Source organism: Amycolatopsis circi, assembly GCF_003385235.1.
Lineage (GTDB): Bacteria > Actinomycetota > Actinomycetes > Mycobacteriales > Pseudonocardiaceae > Amycolatopsis > Amycolatopsis circi.
In genome coordinates, this window is the sequence record NZ_PQIA01000135.1 from 1 (window position 1) to 26,266 (window position 26,266).

The 26,266-nt window shown below is 69.9% G+C and carries 23 protein-coding genes and 1 riboswitch; of the genes, 19 read left to right on the forward strand and 4 right to left on the reverse strand.

Annotation, left to right across the window (positions count from 1 at the left end):
- Positions 1 to 329: 329 nt before the first annotated feature.
- A complete protein-coding gene (locus tag D0D37_RS37835) occupies positions 330 to 764 on the reverse strand; it encodes an OsmC family peroxiredoxin (protein ID WP_116205389.1) in 435 nt (144 codons plus the stop codon).
- Positions 765 to 878: 114 nt separating this feature from the next.
- Here D0D37_RS37835 and D0D37_RS37840 point away from each other — a divergent pair, with 114 nt between their 5' ends.
- Entirely contained in the window at positions 879 to 1,388 is a 510-nt protein-coding gene (locus D0D37_RS37840; protein ID WP_116205390.1) for a DinB family protein, read from the forward strand.
- Between the two features lie 207 nt (positions 1,389 to 1,595).
- Here D0D37_RS37840 and D0D37_RS37850 read toward each other — a convergent pair whose 3' ends face one another.
- Complete coding sequence (locus D0D37_RS37850; RefSeq protein ID WP_208720356.1) at positions 1,596 to 2,375, reverse strand: DUF1295 domain-containing protein; 780 nt, start codon at positions 2,373 to 2,375, stop codon at positions 1,596 to 1,598.
- Positions 2,372 to 3,619 (reverse strand): SAM-dependent methyltransferase, encoded by a 1,248-nt coding sequence (locus D0D37_RS37855; protein WP_116205393.1) that lies wholly within the window; start codon positions 3,617 to 3,619, stop codon positions 2,372 to 2,374. Before D0D37_RS37855 ends, D0D37_RS37850 begins: the two co-directional genes overlap by 4 nt.
- A 30-nt stretch (positions 3,620 to 3,649) precedes the next feature.
- On the opposite strand from D0D37_RS37855, the gene D0D37_RS37860 reads away from it, so the two are divergent.
- The 11 genes from D0D37_RS37860 (at position 3,650) to D0D37_RS37910 (ending at position 13,146) form a co-directional block, all read left to right on the forward strand.
- Complete coding sequence (locus D0D37_RS37860; protein ID WP_116205394.1) at positions 3,650 to 4,963, forward strand: NAD(P)/FAD-dependent oxidoreductase; 1,314 nt, start codon at positions 3,650 to 3,652, stop codon at positions 4,961 to 4,963.
- Positions 4,957 to 5,691, forward strand: a complete 735-nt coding sequence (locus D0D37_RS37865) for a DUF1365 domain-containing protein (RefSeq protein ID WP_162834675.1) — start codon at positions 4,957 to 4,959, stop codon at positions 5,689 to 5,691. Before D0D37_RS37860 ends, D0D37_RS37865 begins: the two co-directional genes overlap by 7 nt.
- Complete coding sequence (gene sigK, locus D0D37_RS37870) at positions 5,684 to 6,277, forward strand: ECF RNA polymerase sigma factor SigK (RefSeq protein WP_037714679.1); 594 nt, start codon at positions 5,684 to 5,686, stop codon at positions 6,275 to 6,277. The genes D0D37_RS37865 and sigK overlap by 8 nt, the downstream gene beginning before the upstream one ends.
- The gene (locus D0D37_RS37875) at positions 6,274 to 7,035 is read left to right on the forward strand and encodes an anti-sigma factor (RefSeq protein ID WP_116205396.1); all 762 of its coding nucleotides are present in this window, start codon (positions 6,274 to 6,276) and stop codon (positions 7,033 to 7,035) included. Before sigK ends, D0D37_RS37875 begins: the two co-directional genes overlap by 4 nt.
- A 228-nt stretch (positions 7,036 to 7,263) precedes the next feature.
- On the forward strand, positions 7,264 to 8,580 hold the full coding sequence (gene ftsZ / locus D0D37_RS37880) for a cell division protein FtsZ (protein WP_116205397.1): 1,317 nt from the start codon (positions 7,264 to 7,266) through the stop codon (positions 8,578 to 8,580).
- A gap of 390 nt (positions 8,581 to 8,970) precedes the next feature.
- Positions 8,971 to 9,684, forward strand: a complete 714-nt coding sequence (gene pgeF, locus D0D37_RS37885) for a peptidoglycan editing factor PgeF (RefSeq protein WP_116205398.1) — start codon at positions 8,971 to 8,973, stop codon at positions 9,682 to 9,684.
- Entirely contained in the window at positions 9,681 to 10,412 is a 732-nt protein-coding gene (locus D0D37_RS37890; protein WP_116205399.1) for a YggS family pyridoxal phosphate-dependent enzyme, read from the forward strand. Before pgeF ends, D0D37_RS37890 begins: the two co-directional genes overlap by 4 nt.
- 81 nt (positions 10,413 to 10,493) lie before the next feature.
- Positions 10,494 to 11,066: a cell division protein SepF gene (locus D0D37_RS37895; protein ID WP_116205400.1), complete on the forward strand. Its 573-nt coding sequence runs from the start codon at positions 10,494 to 10,496 to the stop codon at positions 11,064 to 11,066.
- Positions 11,067 to 11,181: 115 nt separating this feature from the next.
- On the forward strand, positions 11,182 to 11,454 hold the full coding sequence (locus D0D37_RS37900) for a YggT family protein (protein WP_037367937.1): 273 nt from the start codon (positions 11,182 to 11,184) through the stop codon (positions 11,452 to 11,454).
- Positions 11,455 to 11,507: 53 nt separating this feature from the next.
- Entirely contained in the window at positions 11,508 to 12,359 is an 852-nt protein-coding gene (wag31, locus tag D0D37_RS37905; RefSeq protein WP_116205401.1) for a DivIVA-like cell division protein Wag31, read from the forward strand.
- A 151-nt stretch (positions 12,360 to 12,510) separates the two neighbouring features.
- The gene (locus D0D37_RS37910) at positions 12,511 to 13,146 is read left to right on the forward strand and encodes a ribonuclease E domain-containing protein (RefSeq protein WP_116205402.1); all 636 of its coding nucleotides are present in this window, start codon (positions 12,511 to 12,513) and stop codon (positions 13,144 to 13,146) included.
- 25 nt (positions 13,147 to 13,171) lie between these two features.
- On the opposite strand, the gene D0D37_RS37915 is transcribed toward D0D37_RS37910, so the two are convergent.
- Entirely contained in the window at positions 13,172 to 13,927 is a 756-nt protein-coding gene (locus D0D37_RS37915; protein WP_116205403.1) for an ArsR/SmtB family transcription factor, read from the reverse strand.
- A gap of 64 nt (positions 13,928 to 13,991) precedes the next feature.
- On the opposite strand from D0D37_RS37915, the gene D0D37_RS37920 reads away from it, so the two are divergent.
- From D0D37_RS37920 to D0D37_RS37950, 7 genes are all read left to right on the forward strand, one after another.
- Entirely contained in the window at positions 13,992 to 15,332 is a 1,341-nt protein-coding gene (locus D0D37_RS37920; RefSeq protein ID WP_116205404.1) for an MFS transporter, read from the forward strand.
- Between the two features lie 449 nt (positions 15,333 to 15,781).
- The gene (ileS, locus tag D0D37_RS37925; protein WP_116205405.1) at positions 15,782 to 18,949 is read left to right on the forward strand and encodes an isoleucine--tRNA ligase; all 3,168 of its coding nucleotides are present in this window, start codon (positions 15,782 to 15,784) and stop codon (positions 18,947 to 18,949) included.
- 188 nt (positions 18,950 to 19,137) lie between these two features.
- The gene (locus D0D37_RS37930) at positions 19,138 to 20,529 is read left to right on the forward strand and encodes an amino acid permease (RefSeq protein WP_116205406.1); all 1,392 of its coding nucleotides are present in this window, start codon (positions 19,138 to 19,140) and stop codon (positions 20,527 to 20,529) included.
- A 120-nt stretch (positions 20,530 to 20,649) separates the two neighbouring features.
- Complete coding sequence (locus tag D0D37_RS37935; RefSeq protein ID WP_244223812.1) at positions 20,650 to 22,272, forward strand: penicillin-binding transpeptidase domain-containing protein; 1,623 nt, start codon at positions 20,650 to 20,652, stop codon at positions 22,270 to 22,272.
- A gap of 96 nt (positions 22,273 to 22,368) precedes the next feature.
- Positions 22,369 to 23,064 (forward strand): ArsR/SmtB family transcription factor, encoded by a 696-nt coding sequence (locus tag D0D37_RS37940; protein WP_116205408.1) that lies wholly within the window; start codon positions 22,369 to 22,371, stop codon positions 23,062 to 23,064.
- Between the two features lie 100 nt (positions 23,065 to 23,164).
- The gene (locus D0D37_RS37945) at positions 23,165 to 24,643 is read left to right on the forward strand and encodes a potassium/proton antiporter (RefSeq protein WP_116205409.1); all 1,479 of its coding nucleotides are present in this window, start codon (positions 23,165 to 23,167) and stop codon (positions 24,641 to 24,643) included.
- A gap of 96 nt (positions 24,644 to 24,739) precedes the next feature.
- Positions 24,740 to 24,854, forward strand: a riboswitch (SAM riboswitch).
- 40 nt (positions 24,855 to 24,894) lie between these two features.
- Positions 24,895 to 26,217 (forward strand): aminotransferase class V-fold PLP-dependent enzyme, encoded by a 1,323-nt coding sequence (locus D0D37_RS37950; RefSeq protein WP_116205410.1) that lies wholly within the window; start codon positions 24,895 to 24,897, stop codon positions 26,215 to 26,217.
- The last annotated feature ends 49 nt before the right edge of the window (positions 26,218 to 26,266 follow it).

The window sequence follows — 26,266 nt, forward strand, 5'->3', positions numbered from 1 at the left end:
GTATCGGGGGGCGGGGGTGGTGTGGGTGCCTCGATCGTTGGGTGGGCTGGTGCGGTTCGCGGGTGGGTGCGCAGTTTTGGTGAGCTGGTGCGGTTGAGCGGGTGGGCGCGCGGTTTTGGTGTCTGGTTGGGTGGGTGCGCTGGTGCGGGTGGCGGGGAGGTCCGTGAAGGGGCCCCTCACGGACTGCCGAAGTCCGTGAGGGGAACCCTGAGGGAATCAGAGTCCGTGAGGGTTCCCCTCACGGACTCTGAACGGGTGCGGGGCGTGAGGGGAATCCTCCGGGGATTCTGGGTCCGTGAAGGGGTCCCTCATGCAACTGGGGCCGGAGGTCAGGCTAGTGCGGCGTCCAGGGTGATGGTGGTGCCGGAGAGAGCCTTGGAAACCGGGCAGGTTTGTTCCGCTGTTTTTGCCAGTTCGGCGAATTGTTCCGCGGTGACGCCGTCCAGTTTCGCGCGCAGGGTGACGGCGATTCCGCTGATTTCGAAGCCGCCGCCGTCGGCTGGGCCCAGTGTGACTTCGGCGGAGACGTCGATGTAGTCGGCTTCCAGTTTCTGGGACTCCAGCACGCCGGAGAGGTTCATCGCCAGGCAGCTCGAGTGCGCGGCGGCGATGAGTTCCTCGGGGCTGGTCTGTCCGTCCGGGTCGCCTGCCCGGGTCGGGAACGACACCTCGTAGGTGCCCAGGTTCGACGAGTCGAAGGTGACCTCGCCCTTGCCTTTCTGCAGTCCGCCGGTCCAGTGGGTGGTTGCGTCGCGGCTGGGCATCGCTGTCTCCTTGAAGCTGTCGGGGGATGCGTACCCTATGAAGGTAGTGCACAATTACATTGTGCGCAAGGTAATTCACGAAAACGAGTGGCCTCGTGGGGCAGACTTCAGGGGGTGACCAAAGCTCCTGAACGTCCCGACCCGCCGATGGCGGGCGACGAGCGCACTCAGCTGACCGGGTTCCTCGACTTCCTGCGGGCCAGCGTGGTGTGGAAATGCTCCGGGCTCACCGACGAGCAGGCTCGCCGGCAGCACTTGCCCAGCGAGTTGACCACTATCGCCGGGTTGTTGTGCCACCTCACTCTCGTCGAGAACTGGTGGTTCCGCGTCGTACTGGACGGGCAGCCGGACGAGTGGGCGGATCGGCTCGAGATCGACCGGGACGCTGAGTTCCGGGTCGCGTTGGAGCTGCCGATGACGCAGTTGATCGCCGACTACGAGGCTGAGATCGAGAAGTGCCGGACGGTGGTCGCGGCTCGGGGGTTCGAGGACACGGTGCTGTTCAAGGGGGACAAGCCGCTCACGGTGCGTTGGGTCGTCGCGCACATGATCGAGGAGACCGCGCGCCATCTCGGGCACTTGGACCTTCTGCGCGAGCTGACCGACGGTCTCACCGGGGAGTGAGCCTCGATCGCGCTGCTGCGCGCGAACCGTGGCGTTGCTGACTGCCGCCGGGGTTTCGTGGCCTCTCGCGTTGGCGGAGAACACCATTTACGACGTCGTCCTCGCCGGGCGGCCGGAGCGGGGCGCTGCGTTCATCGTTGCCTTCGACCTGCCGATCGAGGAGTTCGCGGTGTTTATCGGGACAATGTCGAGCTGTGTCCCGGAAACTCATCGGGGAGTGAGCTTTTTCGGGGGCAGCGGGAGGAAACCGCTGGTGCGGGCGATGTAGTCGGCGTAGCCGGGGCGGGTTTGCCGCATGCCTTTCTCCAGCATCGGTTTGCCGGTGCCGCGGGCGAGCGTGAAGGTCATGGCGATCGGGGACAGAATCATTGCGGCGCCGGGCCACGTTGAGCAGGCCAGCAGGTAGAGGCCCCACCAGACGCAGGCGTCACCGAAGTAGTTCGGGTGGCGGGTGTAGTGCCAGAGGCCGGTGTCGAGGACCTGACCTCGGTTCTCTGGGTTTGCGCGGAAGCGGCGGAGTTGTTCGTCGCCGATGGTTTCGAAGGCGAAGCCCAGCAGCCAGACCGCGACGCCCAGCCAGGCGGTGACGCCGAAACCCGTGCCGGACATGGCGAATTGCACGGGCAGCGAGACGAACCACAGGACCACGGCTTGCATCAGGTAGGTCTGCACGAAGATCCGGACGCCGGGGTTTGGACCGGCGCGTTCGAGGATCTGCTGGTAGCGCGGGTCTTCCGGCTTGCCGCGGTTGCGCAGGTGCAGGTGGACGGCCAGCCGGACGCCCCAGATGACGGTGAGTGCGGCGGTGGTCAGGCGCAGCGCGAGCAGGCCCGAGCCGAAGGGGAACGAGACGACGGCTACGAGGGCGAAACCCAAGCCCCAGAAGGTGTCGATGGTGTCGTAGCGGTGGCGCAGGCGGGCGATGCCGAAGGTCAGGGTCACTGCGGCCAGGGTGACTCCGCCGGTGAGGCCGAGCAGCGCGATCATGCCCACTCCCTCGTCCACGGCATCCCGTTGCGGCCGTTCTCATCGGGACGCACGGCCAGGATCTGGTCCACGCCCATGCGGTTCTCCTCGAAGGCGAGTGCGCCACCGGCCAGGTACAGTCGCCAGGCTCGGGCGCCTGCCTCGCCGATCAGCGCGACGGCGTCGTCCCAGCGTTGTTCCAGGGTGTCTGCCCAGGCTCGCACGGTCGGGACGTAGTGCTCGCGTAACGCGTGCATGTCGCGGATTTCGAAGCCTGCGGTTTCCAGGTGGCCGAGGGTGCGGCTCAGCGGGCGCATGGTCATGTCGGGGGCGATGTAGCGCTCGATGAACGCGCCGCCGCCGGGTGCGACCGCTCCGCGCGACATTTGTTGCAGCAGCAGTCGTCCGGTGGGTTTGAGCATTCGGTACAACGTGGCGGTGTAGGTCGGGTAGTTGTCTTCGCCGACGTGTTCGCCCATCTCGACGGAGGCTACGGCGTCGAAGGACTCTCCGGCGAGTTCCCGGTAGTCCTGCCTGCGCACCTCGACGCGGTCGTCCAGATCGTGGTGCGCCAGGCGGGTTTTGACGTGTTGCACCTGCTCGGCGGAGATCGTGACGCCGACGGCCTCGACGCCGTGGTGTTTCGCCGCGTGCACGAGCAGCGAACCCCAGCCGCAGCCGACGTCGAGGAGCCGCATGCCTGGCCGCAGGCCGAGTTTCCGGCAGATCAGTTCGAGCTTGTCGTGCTGGGCGCGAGCGAGATCAGCAGAGCCGGCGGATTCGGACCAGTAACCCGAGGAGTACGCCATGGAATCGTCCATCAGCAGCTGGTAGAAGGCGTTCGACAGGTCGTAGTGGTGCGAGATCGCCGAACGGTCCCGGCCGAGGGTGTGCAGCTTTCCGCGCAGCCGGGCCTCCTCGGCGGGCGGCTTCGGCGGCAAGCCGAATACGCCGAGCCGCGCGGCCAAGCGGACTGCCTCGCCGAAGTCGCGGGCGGACAGCTGCGGCCGGTACGCCCAGGCTCGCCGGAAGCCTTCGGTGAGATCGCCTTCGACGTCCAGATCGCCCGACACGTAAGCGCGCGCCAGGCCCAGCTCGCCGGGGGAGTACAGCAGCCGGCGCAGCGCGCGGCGGTTTTTCAGGACGACGGTCGGTCCGGCCGGCCCGGCTTGGTGGCCGTCCCAGGTGCGGACGGCCACCGGAAGCGGACCGCCGAGGATGCGTTCGGCGAAGTCGGCCAGTCGGTGAGCTGCGGATTTCGGCATGCCAGGGCTTCGGAGCCGACAGCCGCGCGGATGGGTACCAATCCAACCGGGCGACGGCGCCGAATCCTCTCCGTGCACCACACCACAGGACAACGCATCGCTGTCATCGGCAGCGGGGTCGCGGGCCTCACCGCCGCGTACCTGCTGCAGCGCCGCCACGAGGTTCTGCTGTTCGAGTCCGACGACCGGCTCGGCGGACACGCCCACACCCACGACGTGCCGAGCGCGCACGGCGGGACGGTCGCCGTCGATTCCGGGTTCCTCGTCCACAACGAGCGCACCTATCCGACGCTGCTGCGGCTGTTCGGCGAACTCGGCGTCCGCACCCGCGAGACCGAGATGTCGATGAGCATCCGCTGCGACGGCTGCGGCCTGCAGTACGCCGGGGCGAAAGGCCTGCGCGGGCTGTTCGCGCAACGGAGCAACGCCGCGTCCGCGCGTTACCTGCTCATGCTGGCCGAGGTGAAGCGGTTCCACCGGCACGCCGAACGGCTCCTGGCGCGAGCCGACGCCGGTGACGTTTCGCTCGGTGCGTTCCTGGCGATCGGCGGGTATTCCCGGTACTTCGTGGACCATTTCGTGCTGCCGCTCGTTTCGACGGTGTGGTCCGCCGACCGCACGGACACCATGCAGTATCCGGCGCGGTATCTGTTCGAATTCCTGCGCAACCACGGAATGCTCACCGTGCGGAATTCGCCGGCCTGGCGGACGGTCGTCGGCGGTTCACGCGAATACGTCGAGCGGGCGGCCAAGCAGTTGACTGCGGTGCATCTGTCGACTCCGGTGCGTGCCGTGCAGCGGACCGCACGCGGCGTCGAGGTGCGCGACGATGCCGACACCGCGCACCGGGTCGACCGGGTCGTGGTCGCGACGCATGCCGATCAAGCGTTGCGGCTGTTGACGAATCCCACTGCGGCGGAACAGGAACTGCTCGGTTCCTTCCGCTACTCCCGTAACGAAGCCTGGTTGCACACCGACCCCGCTGTGCTGCCGACCGTGCCCGCCGCTCGCGCTTCCTGGAATTACCGGACACCGGACTGCGGAGCCGATCTGCACGCCGTCCAAGTCACTTACGACCTGAATCGCTTGATGGGACTCGAAGAAACGACGACGTACGCCGTCACCCTCAACCCGGGCGACGGCCTCGATTCCGTCGCAGTGGTCGCGAAAATGTCCTACGAGCATCCGATCTATACGCCGGAATCCGTTGCCGCGCAAAGACGTCTTACGGAATTGAACGACGGTGTCATCGCCTACGCCGGTGCCTATCAAGGCTGGGGATTCCACGAGGACGGCTGTTCCTCCGGTGCCCGCGCCGCGGCCAGTTTCGGGGTGTCCTGGTGACCGCTCTCTACGACGCCACCGTCGCGCACGTCCGGCGGGCCGATCCGCCGTACTCCTTCGCGCACCGGATGTACCTGTGGCTGACCGACCTCGACCACCTGCCGCAACTGCCGCGGTGGCTCCGGCCGTTCGCGCGCTTCGACGGCCGCGACCACTTCAGCCGGGACGAACCCGGCGACATCCGGTCCAAACTGGACGCTTGGCTCGCGCACCGCGGAGTGGACTTGCGCGGCGGGCGGGTGACGATGCTCGCGTCGGCGCGCGTTCTCGGGTACGTGTTCAATCCGATCACCGTCTACTGGTGCCACACGCCGGACGGCGCGCTCGCCTGCGTGGTCGCCGAGGTGCACAACACCTACGGCGGCCGCCACGCGTACCTGCTCCAGCCCGGCGAAGATCTCGGGGACCTTAGGGCGGACAAGGCGTTCTACGTGTCGCCGTTCCAGGAGACGGCGGGGGAGTACCGGATGCACCTGCCTCGGCCGGACGCGCTGCTGGCGTTGACCGTCGTCCTGCACCACGACGGAGACGCCGCCCTGACGGCTACGCTGCGAGGAGTCCGCCGTCCGGTCGGGATCCGCACGCTCGCGCGCTTCCTGCTGGGGCGGCCGCTGCAACCGCAGCGCGTCGCCGCGTTGATCCGCCGCCACGGGTTCGCGCTGTGGCGGCGGAAGGCCCCGCTCGCCGCCCGGACCGGACAGAACACGGCAGGAGCCCTCCATGGATGAGAGCGCACGCCCGGCCGACCGGCTCTCGGCGGTGCCCTCGACGAGCGCCGAGGACCTGATGGCGCTGGTCGCGAAGGGGGACGAACGCGCCTTCGAACGGCTCTACGACCAGCTCGCCGGGCCCGTCTACGGGCTCGTCCGCCGCATCGTGCGGGATCCCGCGCAGTCCGAGGAGGTCGCGCAGGAGGTGCTGGTGGAGCTGTGGAAGACCGCCACGCGCTACTCGGCGGCGAAGGGCAGCGTCCTGAACTGGGCGATGACGCTGGCGCACCGCCGCGCGGTCGACCGGGTGCGGTCCGCGCGGGCGAGCACCGAACGCGAGCGGAAAGCGACCTTCGAAGCCGCTCGCGGGCGGCCGTTCGACGAGGTCGCCGAATCCGTCGCGACCCGGCTGGAACGCTCGCAGGTGCGGCGCTGCCTGAAGACACTGACCGAATTGCAGCGGGAATCCGTCCTCCTGGCGTATTACCAGGGCTACACCTATCGCGAGGTCGCCGACGTGCTGGACACGCCGCAGGGGACGGTCAAGACCAGATTGCGCGACGGGTTGATCCGGCTGCGCGACTGCTTGGGGGTGACGGCGTGAGCAGTCCGGAGATGCACACGTTGGCCGGCGCGTACGCGCTCGACGCGCTGTCGGAGGTCGAGCGGGCCCAGTTCCGCCGCCATCTCGACCAGTGCGACTCGTGCGCGCAAGAAGTGCGGGAACTGCGCGAGACCGCCGCCCGGCTCGGCGCGGCGATGGACGAGCAGCCGCCGTCCGGCCTCAAGGACCGGGTTCTCGCGGACATGCGCACGACCCGCCAGCTGCCGCCGCGAACCGAGTCCGCCGAACCGCGCCCGCGCGGCCCGCGCCGCTGGCCGATGCTGATCGCCGCCGCGGCCGCCGTCATCGGGCTCGCCCTGGCCGGCGTGTTCGGCGGCATCGCGCTGCACACCAACAGCCAGCTCAACAGCGCACAGTCCGAATTGGACGCCGCACGCGACCGCTACCTGCCGGTGGCCGAACTGCTCACCGCACCGGACGCGCGGACCGAACACGTCGCGTCGCCGCACGGAGGCGGCGGCACGGTCGTGGTTTCGCGGAAGCTCGACCGCGTGATGTTCATGCAGTCCGGGCTGCCGCCGGTCCAGTCCGGGAAGGTGTACGAGGCCTGGCTGATGGGCCCGGACCTCGCGCCGCGTCCGGCCGGATTGCTGCCGGGGGGACCGTCGGGTTCGCTGGTGGTGGCGGACGGTTTGGCCGGTGCGCAGCAGTTCGCGGTCAGTGTCGAGCAGGCCGGGGGATCGCCGTCGGGGAAGCCGTCGAACGACGTCGTTCTGGTCGCTTCGGTGCCCGCATAGCAGGCGGCGCGCCGGGCTTCGCGGCGGGTTCCGGCCTTGCGCACGGCTTCGCGTTGTGGCAAAACACCTTTGCCGCTCACGGCGTGGCTACTGGATTAGAGCTTGCGCGGCGCCTACCGTCCTGCCTTGACGCCGGTGGTTGACATAACTCTCACTCTCGGGTTGAGGTTGAGGGTTTCCGGCCCCGGCGGGCGGCATGTGCACATCACGATCAGGAAGGCGGACCCGATGACGCCCCCGCACAACTACCTTGCGGTGATCAAGGTCGTCGGCATCGGCGGCGGCGGCGTGAACGCCGTGAACCGGATGATCGAGGTCGGCCTCAAAGGTGTCGAGTTCATCGCGGTGAACACCGACGCCCAGGCACTGCTCATGTCCGACGCCGACGTCAAGCTCGACATCGGCCGTGAACTCACCCGCGGCCTCGGCGCCGGCGCCGCCCCCGAAGTGGGGCAGCGCGCCGCCGAAGACCACCGCGAGGAAATAGAAGAGGTCATCAAGGGCGCCGACATGGTGTTCGTGACCGCGGGCGAAGGCGGCGGCACCGGCACCGGCGGCGCGCCGGTCGTCGCGCAGATCGCCCGCAAGCTCGGCGCGCTCACGATCGGCGTGGTGACCCGCCCCTTCACTTTCGAGGGGAAACGCCGCGGCAAGCAGGCCGAGGACGGCATCCAGCAGCTGCGCAACGAATGCGACACGCTGATCGTGATCCCGAACGACCGGCTGCTGCAGCTCGGCGACATCGGCGTGTCCCTGATGGACGCGTTCCGCTCCGCCGACGAGGTGCTGCTCTCCGGTGTCCAGGGCATCACCGACCTGATCACCACGCCGGGCCTGATCAACCTGGACTTCGCCGACGTCAAGAGCGTCATGTCCGGCGCGGGCTCCGCGCTGATGGGCATCGGCTCCGCGCGCGGCGAGGGACGGGCGATACAGGCCGCGGAGAAGGCGATCAACTCGCCGCTGCTGGAAGCGTCGATGGACGGGGCGCACGGCGCGCTGCTGTCCATCGCGGGCGGATCGGACCTCGGGCTGTTCGAGATCAACGAGGCCGCGTCGCTCGTGCAGGAATCGGCGCACCCGGACGCGAACATCATCTTCGGGACGATCATCGACGACTCCCTCGGCGACGAGGTCCGCGTCACGGTGATCGCGGCCGGTTTCGACGCCGGCGCGCCCACCCACAAGAAGCTCGACCCGCCCGCGTTCGGCGGCAAACAGGGCAACGGCACCGCGTCCGCCGCGGCGGGCCAGGTCGGCGGCGGTTCGGCTCCGCAGCCGCCGCCGCAGACCGGGGCGACCCCGGTGCCGCCGGCGGGCAGCTCCGGCTACCCGGTGGCTCCGCCGCGCACGCCTTCGTCCGGCCTGCCGCAGCCGGGAACCGGTACCCCGCCGGGCGGCCTCCCGCAACCCGGAGGCGGCACGCGGGGGTATTCGCCGATCGGTTCGGGTTCTGCGACGGGCGGTCTGCCGAGCCGTCCGACGACGGTCCACGACGACCCGACCGACGACGACGTGGACGTGCCTCCGTTCATGCGGCGGTAAGCACGGAACTTCGGCAGCGGCCGTCCCGACACGTTCGGGGCGGCCGTTGTTGTGTGCCCGGGCTCTCGTGAGTGGCAATGCCGGTTCTAACCGGCGTTGCCACGCACGAGGCCGGCTGCGACGTGGACTCGCGCGGGACAGGCGAGTTGTGGCGGGGTGGGAGCTGGGCAAGCCCTCGTGAGTGGCAATCCCGGTTCTAACCGGCATAGACACTCACGAGAACCCGGCCACAACGCACACTCGCGCAGGGCGAGCGCGCTGCTGCCGGAGGCGGGCGCGGCGCAGCGGCGACTGGACGGGCCTTGTGAGTGCTGGCGCCGGTTAGAACCGGGATTGCCGCGCACGAGGCTCCGGGACAGCAGCCGCCGTCGTTTTTGGCAGGATGGCGGGGTGCGAGTACGACGAGTGGTCACGACCAGGGCGGGCGGGGCTTCCCGGCCGCCGTACGAGAGTTTCAACCTCGGCGACCACGTCGGCGACGACGCGGGCGACGTCTACGCCAACCGCAAGCGGCTGGCGTCCGAACTCGGCCTCGCCGAGGACCGGCTGGCCTGGATGGAGCAGGTGCACGGCCGCACCGCGACCGTCGTGGACGGCACCGAGACCTCGGCCGCCGAAGCCACCGACGCGCTGGTGACCGACCGTCCGGGCGTCGCGCTCGTGGTGCTGGTCGCGGACTGCGTCCCGGTGCTCATGGCGGATCCGGAAGCAGGCGTCGTCGCCGCGGTGCACGCGGGCCGGGTCGGCGCGCGCGTCGGCGTCGTGCCCGCCGCGCTGGAGGCGATGCGCGGACTCGGCGCCGAACCGGCGCGGGTCGAGGCGTTGCTGGGCCCGGCGATCTGCGGCGACTGCTACGAGGTCCCGGCCGCGATGGCGGCGGACGTCGAGAAGCATCTGCCCGGCAGCTCCTGCAAAACGCGCAAGGGCACCACCGGTCTGGATCTGCGCGCCGGACTCTGGCAGCAACTGGCCGACCTCGGCGTCGGGCGCGTCGGCGCGGATCCGCGGTGCACGGCGGAGGACAAGACGCTGTTCAGCTTCCGCCGCGACGGCACCACCGGCCGGATCGCCGGCATCACCTGGCTGGAAGAGGAGAAAGCGTGACCGAGAAGCGGCGGGCGGAGCTGGCGGACTCGCTGGCCGCCGTCGAGGAGCGCATCGCGAACGCCTGCGCGGCGGCCGGGCGGTCCCGCGACGAGGTGCGGCTGCTGGGCGTCACCAAGACGTTCCCGGCGGCCGACGCCGCATTGCTGACCGACCTCGGGCTGCTGAACCTCGCCGAGAACCGCGACCAGGAAGCCGGTCCGAAGGCGGCCGAGGTCGCCGAGCTGCGCCCGGACGTCGCGCCGCGCTGGCACATGGTCGGGCGGCTGCAGCGGAACAAGGCGCGTTCGGTCGTGCGCTGGGCGGCCGAGGTCCAGTCGGTCGACTCGGTGCGGCTCGCCGACGCGCTCGCCCGCGCGGTCGCGGCCGCGCAGGAGGCCGGGGAGCGGACCGGACCGCTCGACGTATTGGTCCAGGTGAGCCTCGACGGCGACGTCGCGCGCGGCGGAACCCTGCTGGAAGACGTCGATGCCCTCGCCGACCGCATCGCCCACACGGGGGAGCTGCGGTTGCGAGGCGTGATGGCCGTGGCCCCGTTAGGGGAGGACCCGGGCACTGCTTTTGCCCGGCTGTCCCGCGCGGCGGAAAGAGTTCGCGCCCGGCATCCGGAAGCCGCTGACGTGTCCGCCGGAATGAGCCATGATCTGGACCAGGCGATCCGGCACGGCTCGACGTGTGTGCGTGTCGGAACCGCGTTGCTCGGCGGGCGCGGTTTAGCCTCGCCGTAGGGAGCCTGCCCGGTGGTCACGTTTCGTGTCCGGCCGGGCGGGGCACAAGGGTGCGGGAGCGGCAAGGGCTAGGGAGAGGCTATGAGCGCGCTGCAGAAGCTGAAGGCCTACTTCGGGATGGTGCCCGCGGACGAAGACGGCTACGACGACGGTTACGACGAGTACGACGACGGTTACGACCAGCCGCCGGCCCGGTCCCGGGCACGCTACCGCGACGTCGAAGAGAGCTACGACGAGCCCGCCGCGCGAGTGCGGCCGCGCTCGATGGCGGCGGAGCCGGCGACCCGCGGCGCGCTCGCGGTGGACCGTCAGCCGGAGCCGGTCGCCCGGCTGCGCCCGGTCGCCGAACCGGTCGCCGCGCCGGTGCGGGACCCGCTCAGCCGGATCACGACCCTGCACCCGACGAGCTACATCGAGGCGCGGGCGATCGGCGAGCACTACCGCGAGGGCATTCCGGTGATCATCAACCTCACCGAGATGGAGAACGCGGACGCCAAGCGGATCGTGGACTTCGCGGCGGGGCTGGCGTTCGCCGTGCGGGGCTCGATGGACAAGGTCACCAACAAGGTGTTCCTTCTCTCACCGCCCGATGTGGACGTGACCGCCGAGGACCGCAGGCGGATCGCCGAGGGCGGATTGTTCCTGCGCGGGTGAACACGCCCGGACCGCTGGGCGCAGCCAGACGTGATTTTGTCGACTATGTCGCCCTCGGGGCGGCTGGTCGCGCCCAACTCGGCCGTCCCCCGCTAGAGTGGTCGCCGTGAATGCTGTGTGGCTTGCGATCTGGTACGTGCTGTTTGCCTTCTGGCTGCTGCTCACGGCCCGGATCGTGGTCGAGCTCGTGCGGACTTTCGCACGGGAATGGCGTCCCGCCGGAGGGGTTGCGGTGACGCTCGAGACCATCTACACAGTGACCGACCCGCCGGTGCGGTTGTTCCGCAGGATCATTCCGATGGTCCGGATCGGCGGCGTAGGACTGGACTTGTCGATTATGGTGCTGCTGTTGGTTGTGTTCTTCGCGATGCAACTGACACCCAGGTGATCGGGGAAAACCCGGGTGTGTCCTGCAGGCCATGGAGTGCGTGAGGTGATCTGATGTCGTTGACCCCCGCTGACGTGCATAACGTCGCGTTCAGCAAGCCGCCCATCGGCAAGAGGGGCTACAACGAGGACGAGGTGGACGCGTTCCTCGACCTGGTGGAGACCGAGCTTGCCCGGTTGATCGAGGACAACAACGAGCTGCGGCAGCAGGTGGAGCAGCTCGACGCCGAGCTGGAGTCGACCCGCTCGGAGCTCGAGAACGCGAAGGTCGCCGGCCCGCCGCCGGGCCGCGACCCCGAGCCGTCGCGGCGGCTCGCGCCGGTTCCGCCGCCCGCGTCGGCGATGGAGCAGACCCAGGCCCACTCGATGGTCCCCGACAGCGGCGAGCCGAACGTCCAGGCCGCCAAGGTGCTCGGACTGGCGCAGGAAATGGCCGACCGGCTCACCGCCGAGGCGAAGACCGAGTCCGACGGGATGCTGGCGGAGGCGCGGACCAAGTCCGAGCAGCTGCTGTCCGATGCCCGGGCGAAGTCCGACTCGATGGTGAACGAGGCGCGCACCCGCGCCGAGACGATGCTGAACGACGCGCGCACGCGCGCCGAGACGCTGGAGCGCCAGGCGCGCGACAAGGCGACCACCATGGAACGCGAGTCGCAGCGCAAGTACACCGAGACGATGAACAACCTGAACGCCGAAAAGGGCGCTCTGGGCAAGAAGATCGAAGAACTCCGCACGATCGAGCGCGAATACCGCACCCGGCTGCGCGGATTCCTCGAGTCCCAGCTGCGCGAACTCGACGACCGAGGCTCCGCGGCCCCGGCGTCGGCGTCCTCCGGTTCGAGCCAGTCCTCGACCGGAACCAGCGGTCAGGGCTACTCGTTCGGCCCGCGCGCCGAGGCCGGCTGACCGACCGCCGTACGCACCCCGCCGGATGACCTTCCGACCCGGCGGGGTTTCGGCGTGTCCGGCTCCGGCGCCGCCACGGTGGGGCACCGGCGCGGTACGCCGCGTGGGCGGGTCGCAGCGGGAAACCGGGCGGCCCGTGTTGTAATTCAGCGTGCTCTACATCGTCCTCCTTCTGGTGCTGGCGGCTCTCGGGCTGCTCGTCACGGCGCTCATCACGGGCACCTCGCTGTGGGCTTGGGTTTCCATCGGGCTCTCCGTGCTCGCCGGGCTCCTTCTGCTCGTCGACTGGCTGCGGCGGCGCAAGCGCGCGGACACCGACACCGAAGCGGACACCGAAGATTCTGTGGACCCCGAGGCCACTGCGGACTCTGAGGACGAGAAGCCTGCGACGGAGAAGGACGAGGCGGCCCCGGCCGAACAGGATGCCGAACAGACCGCGCTGCTTCCCGCGACGGGCGAGCTGGGCGATCCGGCGGACGTGCCGGAGCCCCCGGTCGAGAAGGACGCCGAGCCTGTTTCGAAGCGCGAACCCAAATCCGAGGCGAAGGCAGTGCGCGACACGCCGCCCGGCGTGGAGGAAACCGCGCCGGAAGACCTCGAGGTGGTCAAGGAACTCGACGACGAGGTCGTGGTCGTCGACGAGTACCCGCGCTACCACCTGGTGGACTGCGGCTGGCTGTCCGGCCGCGACACCATCCCGATCGGCGTGGGCGAGGCGCGGCAGCTGGGGTTCACGCCGTGTGCGCGGTGCGGTCCGGACGCCGTGCTGGCCGCGGCACATCGCTGACGGCTCGTGAGTGTTTATGCCGGTTCTAACCGTGATCAACACTCACGACGCCCAGCACTTCTTCGAGCACCTTCGCGCCGGTGTCGGTGAGTTGCACTGCGCGGTGTGCTTTCGCGCGTGAGCGGAGCCACCCGGCGTCCATGAACCGCCGCATGACCGCCGCGCCCAGCGCTCCCGCCAGGTGATGGCGTTGCTCAGTCCAATCCAGACAGAACCTCAGCAACGGACGACGGCTTTCCACGGCAGCCGCGACATCCACGCCTAACGCCTCGAACACCTCGTCGGCAGCGGGACCCAGCACGTACGGATGTTCTTGCAGCTGCGAAGAAATCCGGTCCCCGGGCCGTCGCTGGGTAGTCGGGTCACCGTCCACAGTGGCCAGTGCGCCGCGGTCGAGCAACGCCGCCGTGACAGTCACGCCGAGCCGTCCGGCGACGTGGTCGTAGCACAATCTCGCGGTGCGCAAGGCTTCCGCGCGCGTGCCTTCCCGCAGCGAGCGCACCGGCCGCGCGGGGGAGTGCCGGGCCAGCGCCTCCAACAGCTCCGGGGCGGCGCCGGCGATGCGGTAAAACCGGTGCCGACCGGACTTTTCCGCGGTAACCAAGCGTGCGGCCAGCAGTTTCGACAGGTGCGCGCTGACTCCCTGCGCGGTCAGGCCCGCTTCACCGGCCAGCACGGACGCGGCCAGCGATCGGCCGTCCGCGAGGGCCATCAGCACCCGGACCCGCGCCGGATCGGCGAACAGGGCGGCGGTGCGCGCGATGTCGGCGTCTCCTTCCATGCCTCCAGCATGCCCCCGGCACACTTCCACTGCGACGGAAGTGTCCCCGGTGTCTCCTGGACCCATGCGCACCGCGATTCTGTTCACCATGTGCGCCGGGATGTTCCTGGTGCAGCTCGACGTCACCGTCGTCAACGTCGCCCTTCCCACCCTCGGCAGCGAACTGCACGCGGACGTTCCGCAGCAGCAGTGGGTGGTGGTCGGGTATTCGGTCGTGCTCGCTGCCTTGCTCCTGGCCGGCGGCGCGCTCGGCGACGTGCTCGGCCACCGCGGCGTGGTGCTGACCGGGCTGGCCGTGTTCGGGGCCGCGTCCGCGGCGTGCGGACTGGCACAGTCGGCGGGCTGGCTGGTGGCGGCCCGCGCGGTGCAAGGCGTCGGCGCGGCGTTGCTGCTGCCCGGGACCATGGCCGTGGTCACCGGAACGTTTCCCGGCCGGGCGGAACGCGCGCGGGCGCTGGGGATCTGGGCGGGCATTTCGGCGCTCGCCCTGCCCGCCGGGCCGGTGCTGGGCGGGCTCCTCGTGCAGGCGGCCGGATGGCGGCCGGTGTTCTGGCTGAACGTCCCGATCGTCGCTGCGGCGGCCGTCGCGACCCGCCGGCTGGTGCCGGCGGACGTCCGGAAACCGGGCCGGGTCGACGTGCCCGGCGCGGCGACCGCGGCGCTGGCCCTCGGCGCCGGCGTGTACGCGGTGATCGCGAAGACACCGTGGGTCGGATTGCTCGCTGCGGCCGCAGCGGCGGCGTTCGTGGTCATCGAACACCGCTCCGCCGAACCGATGCTGCCGCTGTCGCTGCTGCGCTCCCGGCAGACCGCGGGCGCGAACCTGGTGTCCGCGGCGATGAACTTCGTCGGTCTCGGCTCGGTGCTGGTGTTCACGTTGTACCTGCAGGAAGTGCTTCACGCGGACGCGATCACCGCCGGGGTCGCGCTGCTGCCGCTGTTCCTGCCGCTGGCGGTGCTCGGCCCGGTCACCGGACGGCTGACCGCGCGGTTCGGGCCGCTTCCGCTGATCCTGGCCGGGCTCGTGCTCGGCGCGCTCGGGACGCTGAACCTGCTGCGGATCGGCACCGGAACCGGATACGGCACGCTGCTGCCGACGCTGGTGGTGCTGGGCGTCGGGATGGGACTGCTCACCGCGGCCGTGGTAACCGCGGCGGTCTCCGACGCGCCGAAGGAGCGCGCGGGGATCGCGGGCGGGATCAACAACGCGGCGCGGCAGGCCGGCGGCGCGCTCGGCGTGGCGGTTTTCGGTGCGGTGGCGGGAGAACCGGCGGCGCACGCGTCGTTCGTGCACGGTTTGCACCTGCTCGGGTTCGTCTCGGCCGGGCTGTGGCTCGGGGCCGCGGTGCTCGCGGCGGTGACGGTGCGCCGGGCCTACGGCAAGCGTCTCGCGCCGACGAGCTGAGCTGCGGCGGCGGGCCGGATCGGAGAAGCACGACGGTGTGGGCTTGACTGGGGCGCAGTCACCGCGCGAGCGGAAGGTCGCGGCTGTGCCCGCAGGCTCGGCGAAACCTGTGCCCGGGGCCGGTTTTCCCTCCCGGCCCCGGCAACGGGCACGCCTTTTTCGCCGGGACGGACGCGCACCGCCGGGGCAGGCGGAAAGCGGGTTGCGGCGACGGGTTAACCTGGTGTCAGCAAGGCGTCGATCCGGCCATCACCGGGGAGCCTCCGGAAGAACCGGGCGCGAGCCCGCAGTAGAACCGGACGGGTGCGGCCCGTGACAGCCGCGCGACGAGTGGCCCGGGAGCAGCGTGCCGGGCAAGCGGGGTGGTACCGCGTGACGCGCCAGCGTCTCGTCCCCGTGTGGGTGGCCGCCGGTCGCCCGTACGAGCGACGAACGCAAGGAGCACCCGGATGTACCCCCAGGCTTCGCCGGGCGGAGAGACCACGGTCCCGTCCCAGCCGTCGTTCCCCGCGCTGGAGGAGAGCGTCCTCGCGTACTGGGAGAGCGACCGGACCTTCCAGGCGACTATCGATGCCCGCCCCGAGGGCACGAACGGCGACAACGAGTACGTCTTCTACGACGGCCCGCCCTTCGCCAACGGCCTCCCGCACTACGGGCACCTGCTCACCGGGTACGTGAAGGACATCGTCCCGCGCTACCAGACGATGAAGGGCAAGCACGTCGAGCGGCGGTTCGGCTGGGACACCCACGGCCTGCCCGCCGAACTCGAGGCGATGCGGCAGCTCGGGATCACCGAGACGACCGAGATCGAAGAGATGGGCATCGCGAAGTTCAACGAGGCTTCGCGGCAGTCCGTGCTGCGCTACACCGACGAATGGCGCGAGTACGTCACCCGCCAGGCCCGCTGGGTCGACTTCGACAACGACTACAAGACGCTCGACGTCACCTACATGGAATCGGTGCTCTGGGCGTTCAAACGGTTGTGGGACAAGGGACTCGTCTACGAGGGCTACCGCGTCCTGCCCTACTGCTGGCGCGACGCGACGCCGCTGTCCAACCACGAGCTGGGCATGGACGCCGACGTCTACCGCAACCGGCAGGACCCGGCCGTCACGGTCGGATTCCGCCTGAAGGGCAACGACAACGACCTCGACGGCGCGTACCTGCTGATCTGGACCACGACGCCGTGGACGCTGCCGGCCAACCTCGCGACCGCGGTGCACCCCGAGGTCGAGTACGTCGTGGTGGAGACCGAAACCCAGCCGGGCAAACGGTTCCTGCTCGGCGAGGCACGGCTGGCCGCGTACGCCCGCGAACTCGGCGAAGAGCCGACAGTCGTCGCGCGCTACACCGGCGCGCAGCTGGCCGGAACCCGCTACGCGCCGCCGTTCCCGTACTTCGCCGGGCTCGAGAACGGGCACCGCGTGCTGCTGGCGGACTTCGTCACCACCGAGGACGGCACCGGGATCGTGCACCTCGCGCCGTACGGCGCCGACGACAAGACGGCGACCGACGCGGCCGGGATCGTCCCGCCGACCCCGGTCGACGCGCACGGCAAGTTCGACGCCACCGTGCCGGATTACGCCGGGCAGCAGGTGTTCGACGCGAACCCGGTCATCGTGAAGGACCTCAAGAACGGCACCGGCGGCGCGGCGGCGCAGGGCGCGGTGCTGCTGCGGCACGAGACCTACGACCACTCGTACCCGCACTGCTGGCGCTGCCGGAACCCGCTGATCTACAAGCCGGTTTCGTCGTGGTTCGTCGCGGTGACGCAGTTCAAGGACCGGATGGTCGAGCTGAACCAGCAGATCACCTGGTACCCGGAGAACGTCAAGGACGGCCAGTTCGGCAAGTGGCTGGAGAACGCCATCGACTGGTCGATCTCCCGCAACCGCTACTTCGGCACGCCGATCCCGGTGTGGCGAAGCGACGACCCGGCCTACCCGCGCATCGACGTCTACGGCTCGCTCGACGAGCTGGAGGCCGACTTCGGCGTGCGGCTGGACAACCTGCACCGGCCCTACATCGACGAGCTGACCCGGCCGAACCCGGACGACCCGACCGGCAAGTCCGTCATGCGCCGCGTGCCGGACGTGCTCGACGTGTGGTTCGACTCGGGCTCGATGCCGTATGCCCAGGTGCACTACCCGTTCGAGAACCGCGAATGGTTCGAGCACCACTACCCGAGCGACTTCATCGTCGAGTACATCGGGCAGACCCGCGGCTGGTTCTACCTGCTGCACGTGCTCGCGACCGCGCTGTTCGACCGCCCGGCGTTCCGCACCTGCGTGTCGCACGGCATCGTGCTCGGCTCCGACGGCCAGAAGATGTCGAAGTCGCTGCGGAACTACCCGGACGTCAACGAGGTCTTCGACCGCGACGGGTCCGACGCCATGCGGTGGTACCTCATGGCGAGCCCGATCCTGCGCGGCGGCAACCTCGTCGTCACCGACCGGGGGATCCGCGACGCGGTCCGCCAGGCCGTGCTGCCGCTGTGGAACTCGTACTACTTCCTTGCCCTGTATGCGAATGCCGAAGGCAAGCAAGGACAGTGGCGCACGGATTCCACGCACCTGCTCGACCGGTACGTGCTCGCGAAGACGCACGAACTCGTCACCGACGTCGAGTCCGCGATGGACGGCTACGACATCGCCGGCGCGTGCCAGACCGTGCGGGACTTCCTGGAGGTGCTCACGAACTGGTACGTCCGCCGCTCGCGCGACCGGTTTTGGGCGGGCGAGCAGGACGCGATCGACACGCTGCACACGGTGCTGGAGGTGACCTGCCGGGTCGTCGCGCCGCTGCTGCCGCTCACCACCGAGACGGTGTGGCGCGGGCTGACCGGCGGCCGCTCGGTGCACCTGACCGACTGGCCGAACGCGCTCGACCTGCCCGCCGACGCGGCGCTGGTGACCGCGATGGACAAGGTGCGGCAGGTGGCGTCGTCGGCGCTGGCGCTGCGCAAGGCGAACAAGCTGCGGGTGCGGCTGCCGCTGGCGAAGCTCGTCGTCGCGGCCGAGGACGTCGAGTCGCTGCGCGGGTTCACCGAGATCCTGCGGGACGAGGTGAACGTGAAGTCGGTGGAGCTGACCACCGACGTCGCCGCGCACGGCACGTTCGAGGTCGCGGTGAACGCGCGGGCGGCCGGGCCGCGGCTGGGCAAGGCCGTGCAGCAGGTGATCAAGGCGGTCAAGGCAGGGGACTGGACGACGAACGCGTCCGGCGCGGTCGTGGCGGCGGGTGTCGAGCTGGTCGAAGGCGAGTACGACCGGCGCCTGGTCGCGGCCGGCGGCGGCGCGGCGGCCGAGCTGCCCGGCGGGGCCGGACTGGTCGTGCTGGACACCGAGGTCACCGAGGAGCTGGCGAACGAGGGTCTGGCGCGCGACCTGGTCCGCGTGGTCCAGCAGGCGCGCCGCGAGGCCGGTCTCGACGTCGGCGACCGGATCTCGCTGACCGTGGACGCCACCGACGAGGTGGCGGACGCGGTGCGCAAGCACGAGGAGTTCGTGGCCTCCGAAACGCTCGCGACGTCGGTTTCCTACGGCGAGGCGGCCGAGGGCTCCGACGGCACGGTGGGCGAGGGCGTGAAGGTCCGCGTGGCGGTCGCGAAGGCGTGAGGCGCGGCGGTGCTGGCCGCGGTCGGGCATGCCCAGGTCCGTGAGGGGAACCCTGAGGGACTCTGATTCCCCCAGGGTTCCCCTCACGGACCGGGAACGAACCAAGGCGCGTTACCGGTCCAACCGGGCTTCGGCCTGACGGACCACCGAGCTGCGACGTCCGGGGAAGCGTCTGCTAGGGATTTCCCATGACTTCAGAAGCCGCCGCCGAACCGGCCGCCCGGGGGTTGGCCGCCGGCCTGCGCCAGCGGCACCTCGCCATGCTCGCGATGGGCGGCGTGATCGGATCGGGACTGTTCGTCAGCTCCGGCGTCGGGATCAAGCTCGCCGGGCCCGGCATCGTGCTGTCCTTCGTGCTCGCGGGCACGCTCGCGATGCTGGTCATGCGCATGATGGCCGAGATGGCCGCCGCGATCCCGGCCAGCGGGTCGTTTTCCGTGCACGCCGAGCGCGCGTTCGGGTCGTGGGCCGGGTTCGCCATCGGCTGGCTGTACTGGGCGGCGCTGGTCGTCGTGCTCGCCGTCGAGGCCACCGCGGCCGCCATCATCGTCAACAGCTGGCTGCCCGGCGTTCCGCAGTGGGCGCTGGTCCTGATCTTCATGGCCGTGCTGACCGCGGTCAACTTCACGGCGGTGTCACGGTTCGGCGAGCTTGAGTTCTGGCTGGCGCTGATCAAGGTCGTGGCGGTTGTGGCCTTCCTGGTCCTCGGCGTGCTCGCGTTCCTCGGCGTGCTTCCCGGAACGTCCTTCGTCGGAACGGCCAATCTCCTCGGCCACGGCGGGCTGCTGCCCCACGGATGGCAGGGCGTCGGCACCGGACTGCTCGCGGTGGTCTTCACCTTCGGCGGCCTGGAAGTGGTGACCATCGCGGCCGCGGAGTCCGACGATCCCGCGCACGCCGTCGGCAAGGCGGTCCGCAACGCGGTCGTGCGGATTTCGGTCTTCTACATCGGTTCCATGCTCGTCATCGTCTCGCTCCTGCCGTGGCCGAGCGTCCACATCGGACAGAGCCCGTTCGCCGCCGTGCTCGAGCGGATCGGGATCCCGGCGACCGGGCAGATCATGAACGTCGTCGTGCTGTTCGCCTTGCTGTCCACGCTGAACACCAACATGTACGGCGCGGCGCGCATGGTGTATTCGCTGGCGCAACGCGGTCACGCTCCCCGCGCACTGACCAAAGTGGACCGAAACGGCGTGCCCGTCTTCGCTGTCACGGCTTCCGTGCTGTTCGGCTTCGTCGCCGTAGCGCTCAACGCGCTCTGGCCGGACACCGTCTTCCAGTACCTGCTCAACGCGGTCGGCTCAGTGCTGCTGATCGTGTGGATCCTGGTCGCCTGCACCCAGTTGCGAGTGCGGCGGCAACTGGAACGGACTGCGCCGGACAGCCTGACCGTGCGGATGTGGGGCTTCCCGTACCTGACGTGGGTCACCCTCGCTGCGATGGTGGCGATCCTGGTGCTGATGACCGGCGACGCCGACGCCCGGGTCCAGCTGATCAGCTCGGGAATCCTGGTCGCGGTGCTGGTCGTGGCCGGGATCTGGTGGCAACGCGCCCGCCGGAAGGCCGACCAGAGTGTATAACGACCTATACAGCGCGGCATTGATCACGAAACTGTCGCGTTCCCCGAGGTAACGCCCGCTTCCGCTCAGCGATGGGCAAGCTGAGCCAGGGACGCGGGCGGACCGCGTGGGGCGAGGGGGATGAGACAGGTGAGTCCTGCCGGGAAGAGAGGCGTGCTGATCGGCGGCGCGCTGGTCGTGGTCGGGATCGTGGTGGCAGCGGTCGTGCTGCTCAGCGGCGGGGGAACGACGGCGGCCTCGTCAGGGTCGGAGTCGGGTTCGGAGCCGGGGTCGACGTCCGCGGAGACGAGCGACCCGATGTCGGCGGCCCGCGATTACCTGCTCGCCTTCGCGGGGAAGGACGCCGACGCGGCCAGCAAGGCCACCGACGCTCCGGAGGCAGCCTCCTCCGCACTTCTGGCCGCCTGGGCGGCGCTTCGGCCCGACCAGGTGACCGCCAAGCTCGGCGACGTCGGCGCGGCGCAGGGCGACAACGCCACGGCGGCGTACACCGCCACCTGGAACCTCGGCCCCGGCCACACCTGGACGTACTCCGGCAACCTCGGTCTCGTCCGGGTGCAGCGCAGGTGGCTGGTCCACTGGGCGCCGTCGGTGCTGCATCCGAAGCTGGAAGCGGGGCAGCGGCTGGTGGCCGCGTCCTCGAATGTTCCGGCCGTGGTCGACCGCGACGGCAAACCGCTCGTCGTCTCCGGCAGCGGCGGGCTGAAACTGGCTGACGACAAGGCGTTCCCGCTGCTGCGTTCGGCGCTCACCGGGCACGGGCAGGCGTCCGAAGCCTTCGCGGTCGAGCGCGTCGACGCGTCGGGCAAGAACCTGGAAACGCTGCTCGGAAACCCCGAAGGCGACCGCAAACCGGCCACCACCGGGCTCAGTGTCGCGACCCAGAACGCGGCTCAGGCAGCTGTCGACGGATACCGCGGCAAGGCGGTCCTCGTCGCCATCCAGCCGTCTTCGGGCGACGTGCTCGCGGTGGCGCAGAACGGCAGCGTCACCAACGCGACGTCGGCGTTCAGCGGCCAGTACGCGCCGGGTTCGACGTTCAAGATCGTCACCGCGACCGCGGCGCTGGAGGCCGGGCTGGTCACGCCGGATTCCTCGGTGCCGTGCCCGCTGACCGACCGGATCGGCACCCGCACGCTGTCCAATGAGGGGTTCGACCTCGGCACGACCACCGTGCACAAGGCGTTCGCGAAGTCCTGCAACACCACGTTCGCCCGGCTCGCGTCGCAGCTGCCCGCCGACGGGCTCGCGAAGGCGGCCACCCAGTTCGGCCTCAACGCCGACTTCGGGATCCAGGGCCTGTCCACCGAGCTGGGCCGCGTCGACCCGGCGGCGAACGCGGACGAGCAGGTCGAGGACGGCATCGGTCAGGGAAAGGTGCAGGTCAGTCCGATGGGAGCGGCCGTGCTGGCGGCGACCGCGGCGTCCGGGCGCGCGGTCGTGCCGAGGCTGTGGGCGGACGGCACCAAGGTCAACACCGGCTACAACCCGCCGCCGGGCCCGGTGCTGTCGGCGTTGCGCGGCATGATGCGCGAGGTCGTCACCGGCGGCACGGCGACCGGGCTGGCGCACTCCGGATCGGTGTTCGGCAAAACCGGCACCGCGCAGTTCGGCGACGGCGCGGAGGCGCACGGCTGGTTCGTCGGCTACCGCGGCGACCTGGCCTTCGCGGTGTTCCTGGAAGGGGCCAACGACTCCAAACCGGCCGTCGCACTGGGCGCGAAGTTCCTCGACGCGCTGTAGGGACCTCGTGAGTGTTTGTGCCGGTTAGAACCGGCATAAACACTCACGACCGACTCTTCGGCCGCCGCCGAACCTTCCCCGCCCTACCCTCGCCCTATGGAAACCGTCGCCTTGGCCGAGGTCGCCGCCGTGCTCGCCGACCCGAGCCGCGCGACCATGTGCCTCGCCCTGCTCGACGGCCGCGCCTGGACGGTCGGCGAACTGGCCGGCGCGGCGCGGATCGCGGTCTCGACGGCCAGCGAGCACGTGACGCGGCTGGCCGACGCCGGGTTCGTGGCCCGGGTGAAGCAGGGGCGGCACGCCTACGTGCGGCTCGCGAATCCGCGGGTCGCGGAGTTGATCGAGCATCTGGCGCAGCATGCCGAACTGAAACAGCCGTCCGGACTGCGGACTTCGTTGCGAGTACAGCGATTGTCCTTCGCCCGCAGTTGTTACGACCATTTGGCGGGCACGCTCGGGGTCGCCTTGCGGGACGGGATGGTCGAGCGGGGCCTGATCGACGTGTCGGACGGGCTCGCGCTCACCGACACCGGACGCGAGGTGCTGGCCGATCTCGGCGTGGCCGTGCCGGATCGGCCGCGGCGGCCGTTGCTGCGCGACTGTCTGGATTGGACAGAGCGGCGGGAGCACCTCGCCGGAGCGGTCCCGGCGGCGGTGCTGGAGCGGGCGGTCGAGGCGGGCTGGCTGACGCGGGACCAGCAGCGCGCGGTCCGGGTTTTGCCGGGCGCGAGGGGTCCGTTCGCCGCGCTCGGTGTCGATCTCGCGACGGTGAGTGCCGCCGAGGCGTCGTAACACACCTGGGCGGTCCCCCGCACCGGTGGTGCGCGCTCCGGAACCGGACACTGCCTCACTATTCTGGACGCCTGCGGGCGACCGGGAGGGAGGCGGGCGAGTGGACGAACTTCCCATGGTGCTGGGCGTCGGCGCGCTGGTCCTGGTCGCCTCGGTCATCGCGGTGCGGGTGTCCATCCGGCTCGGATTCCCGTCGCTGCTGCTGTATCTCGGGATCGGCGTCGTGCTCGGCGAGGCCGGGTTCGGCATCCGCTTCGACAATCCGGCGCTCACCCAGTCCCTCGGGCTCGCCGCGCTCGTCCTGATCCTCACCGAAGGCGGGCTCACCACGCGCTGGTCCGCGGTGAAACCCTCGCTGGGGCCCGGAATCCTGCTGTCCACAGCGGCCGTGGTGATCAGCATCGCGGTCACCGGCGCGGCCCTGCACTGGCTGCTCGGCCTCGACTGGCGGCTCGCCCTGCTGTGGGGCGCGGTCCTCGCGTCGACCGACGCCGCGGCGGTGTTCTCCGTGCTGCGCACGGCCGGGGTCGGCAAACGGCTCGTCGGCACGCTGGAGCTGGAATCCGGCATCAACGACGCGCCCGCCTACATCGCGGTCGTCGTGCTCGCGTCCGGCGAGGCGGTCGACTGGTCGCTGCCGCTGCTGGTGGTCTACGAACTGCTCACCGGTCTCGCGCTCGGCCTCGCGTTCGGCTGGCTGGGCGCGCAGGCGCTGCGCCGGGCCGCGCTTCCGGCGACCGGTCTGTACCCGCTCGCCACGGTGGCGGTGTGCGTGCTCGCGTACTCCTCGGGACAGCTGGCGCACGCGTCCGGCCTGCTCGCCACCTACGTCGCCGGCTTGGTGCTCGGGAACTCCAAGCTGCCGCACCGGTCGGACACGCTGTCGTTCGCCGAAGGGCTCGGCTGGCTCGCGCAGATCGGGCTGTTCGTCCTGCTCGGCCTGTTCGCGTCGCCGACCCGGCTGCTCGAAGCGCTCGTCCCCGGCCTCGTCGCGGGCGCGGTGGTGCTGCTGCTCGCCCGGCCGCTGTCGGTGGTTCTGTCGCTGCTGCCGTTCCGACTGCCCTGGCGAGAACAGACTTTCCTGTCCTGGGCGGGCCTGCGCGGTGCGGTGCCGATCGTGCTCGCGATGATCCCGCTGTCGGAAGGCGTGCCCGGCGCGCAACGGCTCGTGGACGCGGTTTTCGTGCTCGTCATCGTGCTCACCGTCCTGCAGGGCGCGACGCTGAGCCCGCTCGCGCGGATCCTCGGACTGGCGAAGTCGACGCAGGCGCAGGAGATCGAAGTCGACTCCGCGCCGCTCGACGAACTCGGCGCGGAACTGCTGCAGGTGCGCATCCAGAAGGGGTCGAAGCTGCACGGCGTGTACCTGTCGGAGCTGCGGCTGCCCGCCGGGGCGACGGTCAGTCTCGTCGTGCGCGGCGGTACCGCCTTCACCCCGCAGAAAACCAGCCGGTTGCAGGTCGAAGACCAGCTTCTGGTGGTCACGACCGCCATCGACCGCGACGCGACCGAACGGCGCATCCGGGCGGTCGACCGGGCCGGCCGTCTCGCCCGCTGGCACGGGGAATCCGGAGCCTGACCCCGTCTGTCCTTTGTGGACACGCGTGTGACTGCCGTCTCAGATCACGAGACGGGGCTGGTTTCCCGTGCCGGTTTTCCGCTATCGTCGGTTTCAGGTCATGAGTGCCAGCGCGAAGCCCCGGCTTGCTGGCCGGCAACCCTCCTACCGCGGTGGGGTGCCCCGGGTGAGGACCAGGCCGGTCGCGCAGTGCGACGGGCAAGCGCGGGCCCCTCGCCGGGGGTCCCCCGGAACGCCGAGGAGGCGCCGTCATGACTCTCGCACTCGACCGGTCCACGGAAACTGCTGTTCCTGCTGTGGCGGGTGCGTCGCTGCGGGTGCCGTTGGTGACTGGCGGCGACATCGGTTACGCCAATCTTGATCACGCGGCCAGTGCGCCTTGTCTGGACGCGGTGCGTTCGGCGGTGGACGAGTTTCTTCCCTGGTACGCCAGCGTGCATCGTGGGGCTGGGTTTGCTTCGCAGGTTTCGACGCGGTTGTACGAGCGGACCCGGGGCGTGTTGCGTCGGTTCGTGGACGCTCGTAGCGGGGACTCGGTGATCTTCACTCGCAACACCACTGACGCGTTCAATCTGCTGGCGAAAGCTTTGCCGCGTAAGACTTCTGTGGTTGTGTTCGACAGTGAGCACCATGCGGCGCTGCTGCCTTGGCGGGGGCCGAATGTTCGGCGGGTGCAGTTGCCGCGGACTCGGCTTGCTGCGGTGTCCGTTGTGGACGAAGCGTTGGCTGAGTGTCCGCAGGGGCCTCGGTTGGTTGTTGTTGCTGGGGCGTCCAATGTGACTGGCGAGTTGTTGCCGGTTGCCGAGATTGCCGCGGTGGCTCGGAAGCATGGGGCTCGGGTGGCGCTGGACGCTGCTCAGCTTGCGCCGCATCGGCGGATTTCGTTGCGGGAGTTGGATGTCGACTACGTCGCGTTGTCCGGGCACAAGTTGTATGCGCCGTTCGGTGCGGGGGCGTTGATCGGGCGTAGCGACTGGTTGCGGGCGGCTGAGCCTTATCTTGCCGGTGGCGGGGCTACCAAGCTGGTGACCGAGGAAGCCGTGGTGTGGAACAGCGGGGAGGAGCGGCACGAGGCTGGGTCGCCCAATACCGTTGGGGTGTATGCGCTTGGGGTGGCTTGCGAGCAGCTGGCGGCTCAGTGGGAAGCCGTCGGGGCGCATGAGGCTGCGTTGTTGGAGCGGTTGCGCAAGGGATTGGCTGGGCTGCCTGGGTGTGCTGAGTTGCGGTTTTTCGACGCGCCGGTGGATCGGGTCGGCACGGTGAGTTTTGTGGTTGACGGGTTTGAGCCTGGGTGGATTGCGGCGGTCTTGTCGGCTGAGTACGGGATCGGGGTGCGGGACGGGGCGTTCTGTGCTCATGTGGCTGCCCGGCGGTTGATTCGCGAGGCCGGCGGTGAGGGGCAGCAGGCGGTTCGGGTGAGTCTTGGACTGGGGAGCACCGAGGAGCACGTGGACCGGTTGGTGCTGGCGTTGCGGCAGATCGTGGCTCGGGGGGCTCGGTGGGAGTATGCCAAGGTTGATGGGCGGTGGGGGCCTGTGGATGACTCTCGGGAGTTGCCGGGGTTTTGTTTTTGATGGGCTTGGGCTTGGGCTGGGGTGCCGGTTTACGGGGTGAGGTGCCGGG

Excerpts from the sequence above, each read along its gene's own strand:
- D0D37_RS37920 (WP_116205404.1), top strand. The coding sequence starts at position 13,992 with ATGCGCACCGCGATTCTGTTCACCATGTGCGCCGGGATGTTCCTGGTG.
- D0D37_RS37930 (WP_116205406.1), top strand. The coding sequence starts at position 19,138 with ATGACTTCAGAAGCCGCCGCCGAACCGGCCGCCCGGGGGTTGGCCGCC.
- D0D37_RS37835 (WP_116205389.1), bottom strand. The coding sequence starts at position 764 with ATGCCCAGCCGCGACGCAACCACCCACTGGACCGGCGGACTGCAGAAA.
- D0D37_RS37950 (WP_116205410.1), top strand. The coding sequence starts at position 24,895 with ATGACTCTCGCACTCGACCGGTCCACGGAAACTGCTGTTCCTGCTGTG.
- D0D37_RS37915 (WP_116205403.1), bottom strand. The coding sequence starts at position 13,927 with ATGGAAGGAGACGCCGACATCGCGCGCACCGCCGCCCTGTTCGCCGAT.
- D0D37_RS37850 (WP_208720356.1), bottom strand. The coding sequence starts at position 2,375 with ATGATCGCGCTGCTCGGCCTCACCGGCGGAGTCACCCTGGCCGCAGTG.
- D0D37_RS37895 (WP_116205400.1), top strand. The coding sequence starts at position 10,494 with ATGAGCGCGCTGCAGAAGCTGAAGGCCTACTTCGGGATGGTGCCCGCG.
- ileS (WP_116205405.1), top strand. The coding sequence starts at position 15,782 with ATGTACCCCCAGGCTTCGCCGGGCGGAGAGACCACGGTCCCGTCCCAG.
- D0D37_RS37860 (WP_116205394.1), top strand. The coding sequence starts at position 3,650 with ATGGGTACCAATCCAACCGGGCGACGGCGCCGAATCCTCTCCGTGCAC.
- sigK (WP_037714679.1), top strand. The coding sequence starts at position 5,684 with ATGGATGAGAGCGCACGCCCGGCCGACCGGCTCTCGGCGGTGCCCTCG.
- wag31 (WP_116205401.1), top strand. The coding sequence starts at position 11,508 with ATGTCGTTGACCCCCGCTGACGTGCATAACGTCGCGTTCAGCAAGCCG.
- D0D37_RS37855 (WP_116205393.1), bottom strand. The coding sequence starts at position 3,619 with ATGCCGAAATCCGCAGCTCACCGACTGGCCGACTTCGCCGAACGCATC.
- ftsZ (WP_116205397.1), top strand. The coding sequence starts at position 7,264 with ATGACGCCCCCGCACAACTACCTTGCGGTGATCAAGGTCGTCGGCATC.
- D0D37_RS37940 (WP_116205408.1), top strand. The coding sequence starts at position 22,369 with ATGGAAACCGTCGCCTTGGCCGAGGTCGCCGCCGTGCTCGCCGACCCG.
- D0D37_RS37935 (WP_244223812.1), top strand. The coding sequence starts at position 20,650 with ATGAGACAGGTGAGTCCTGCCGGGAAGAGAGGCGTGCTGATCGGCGGC.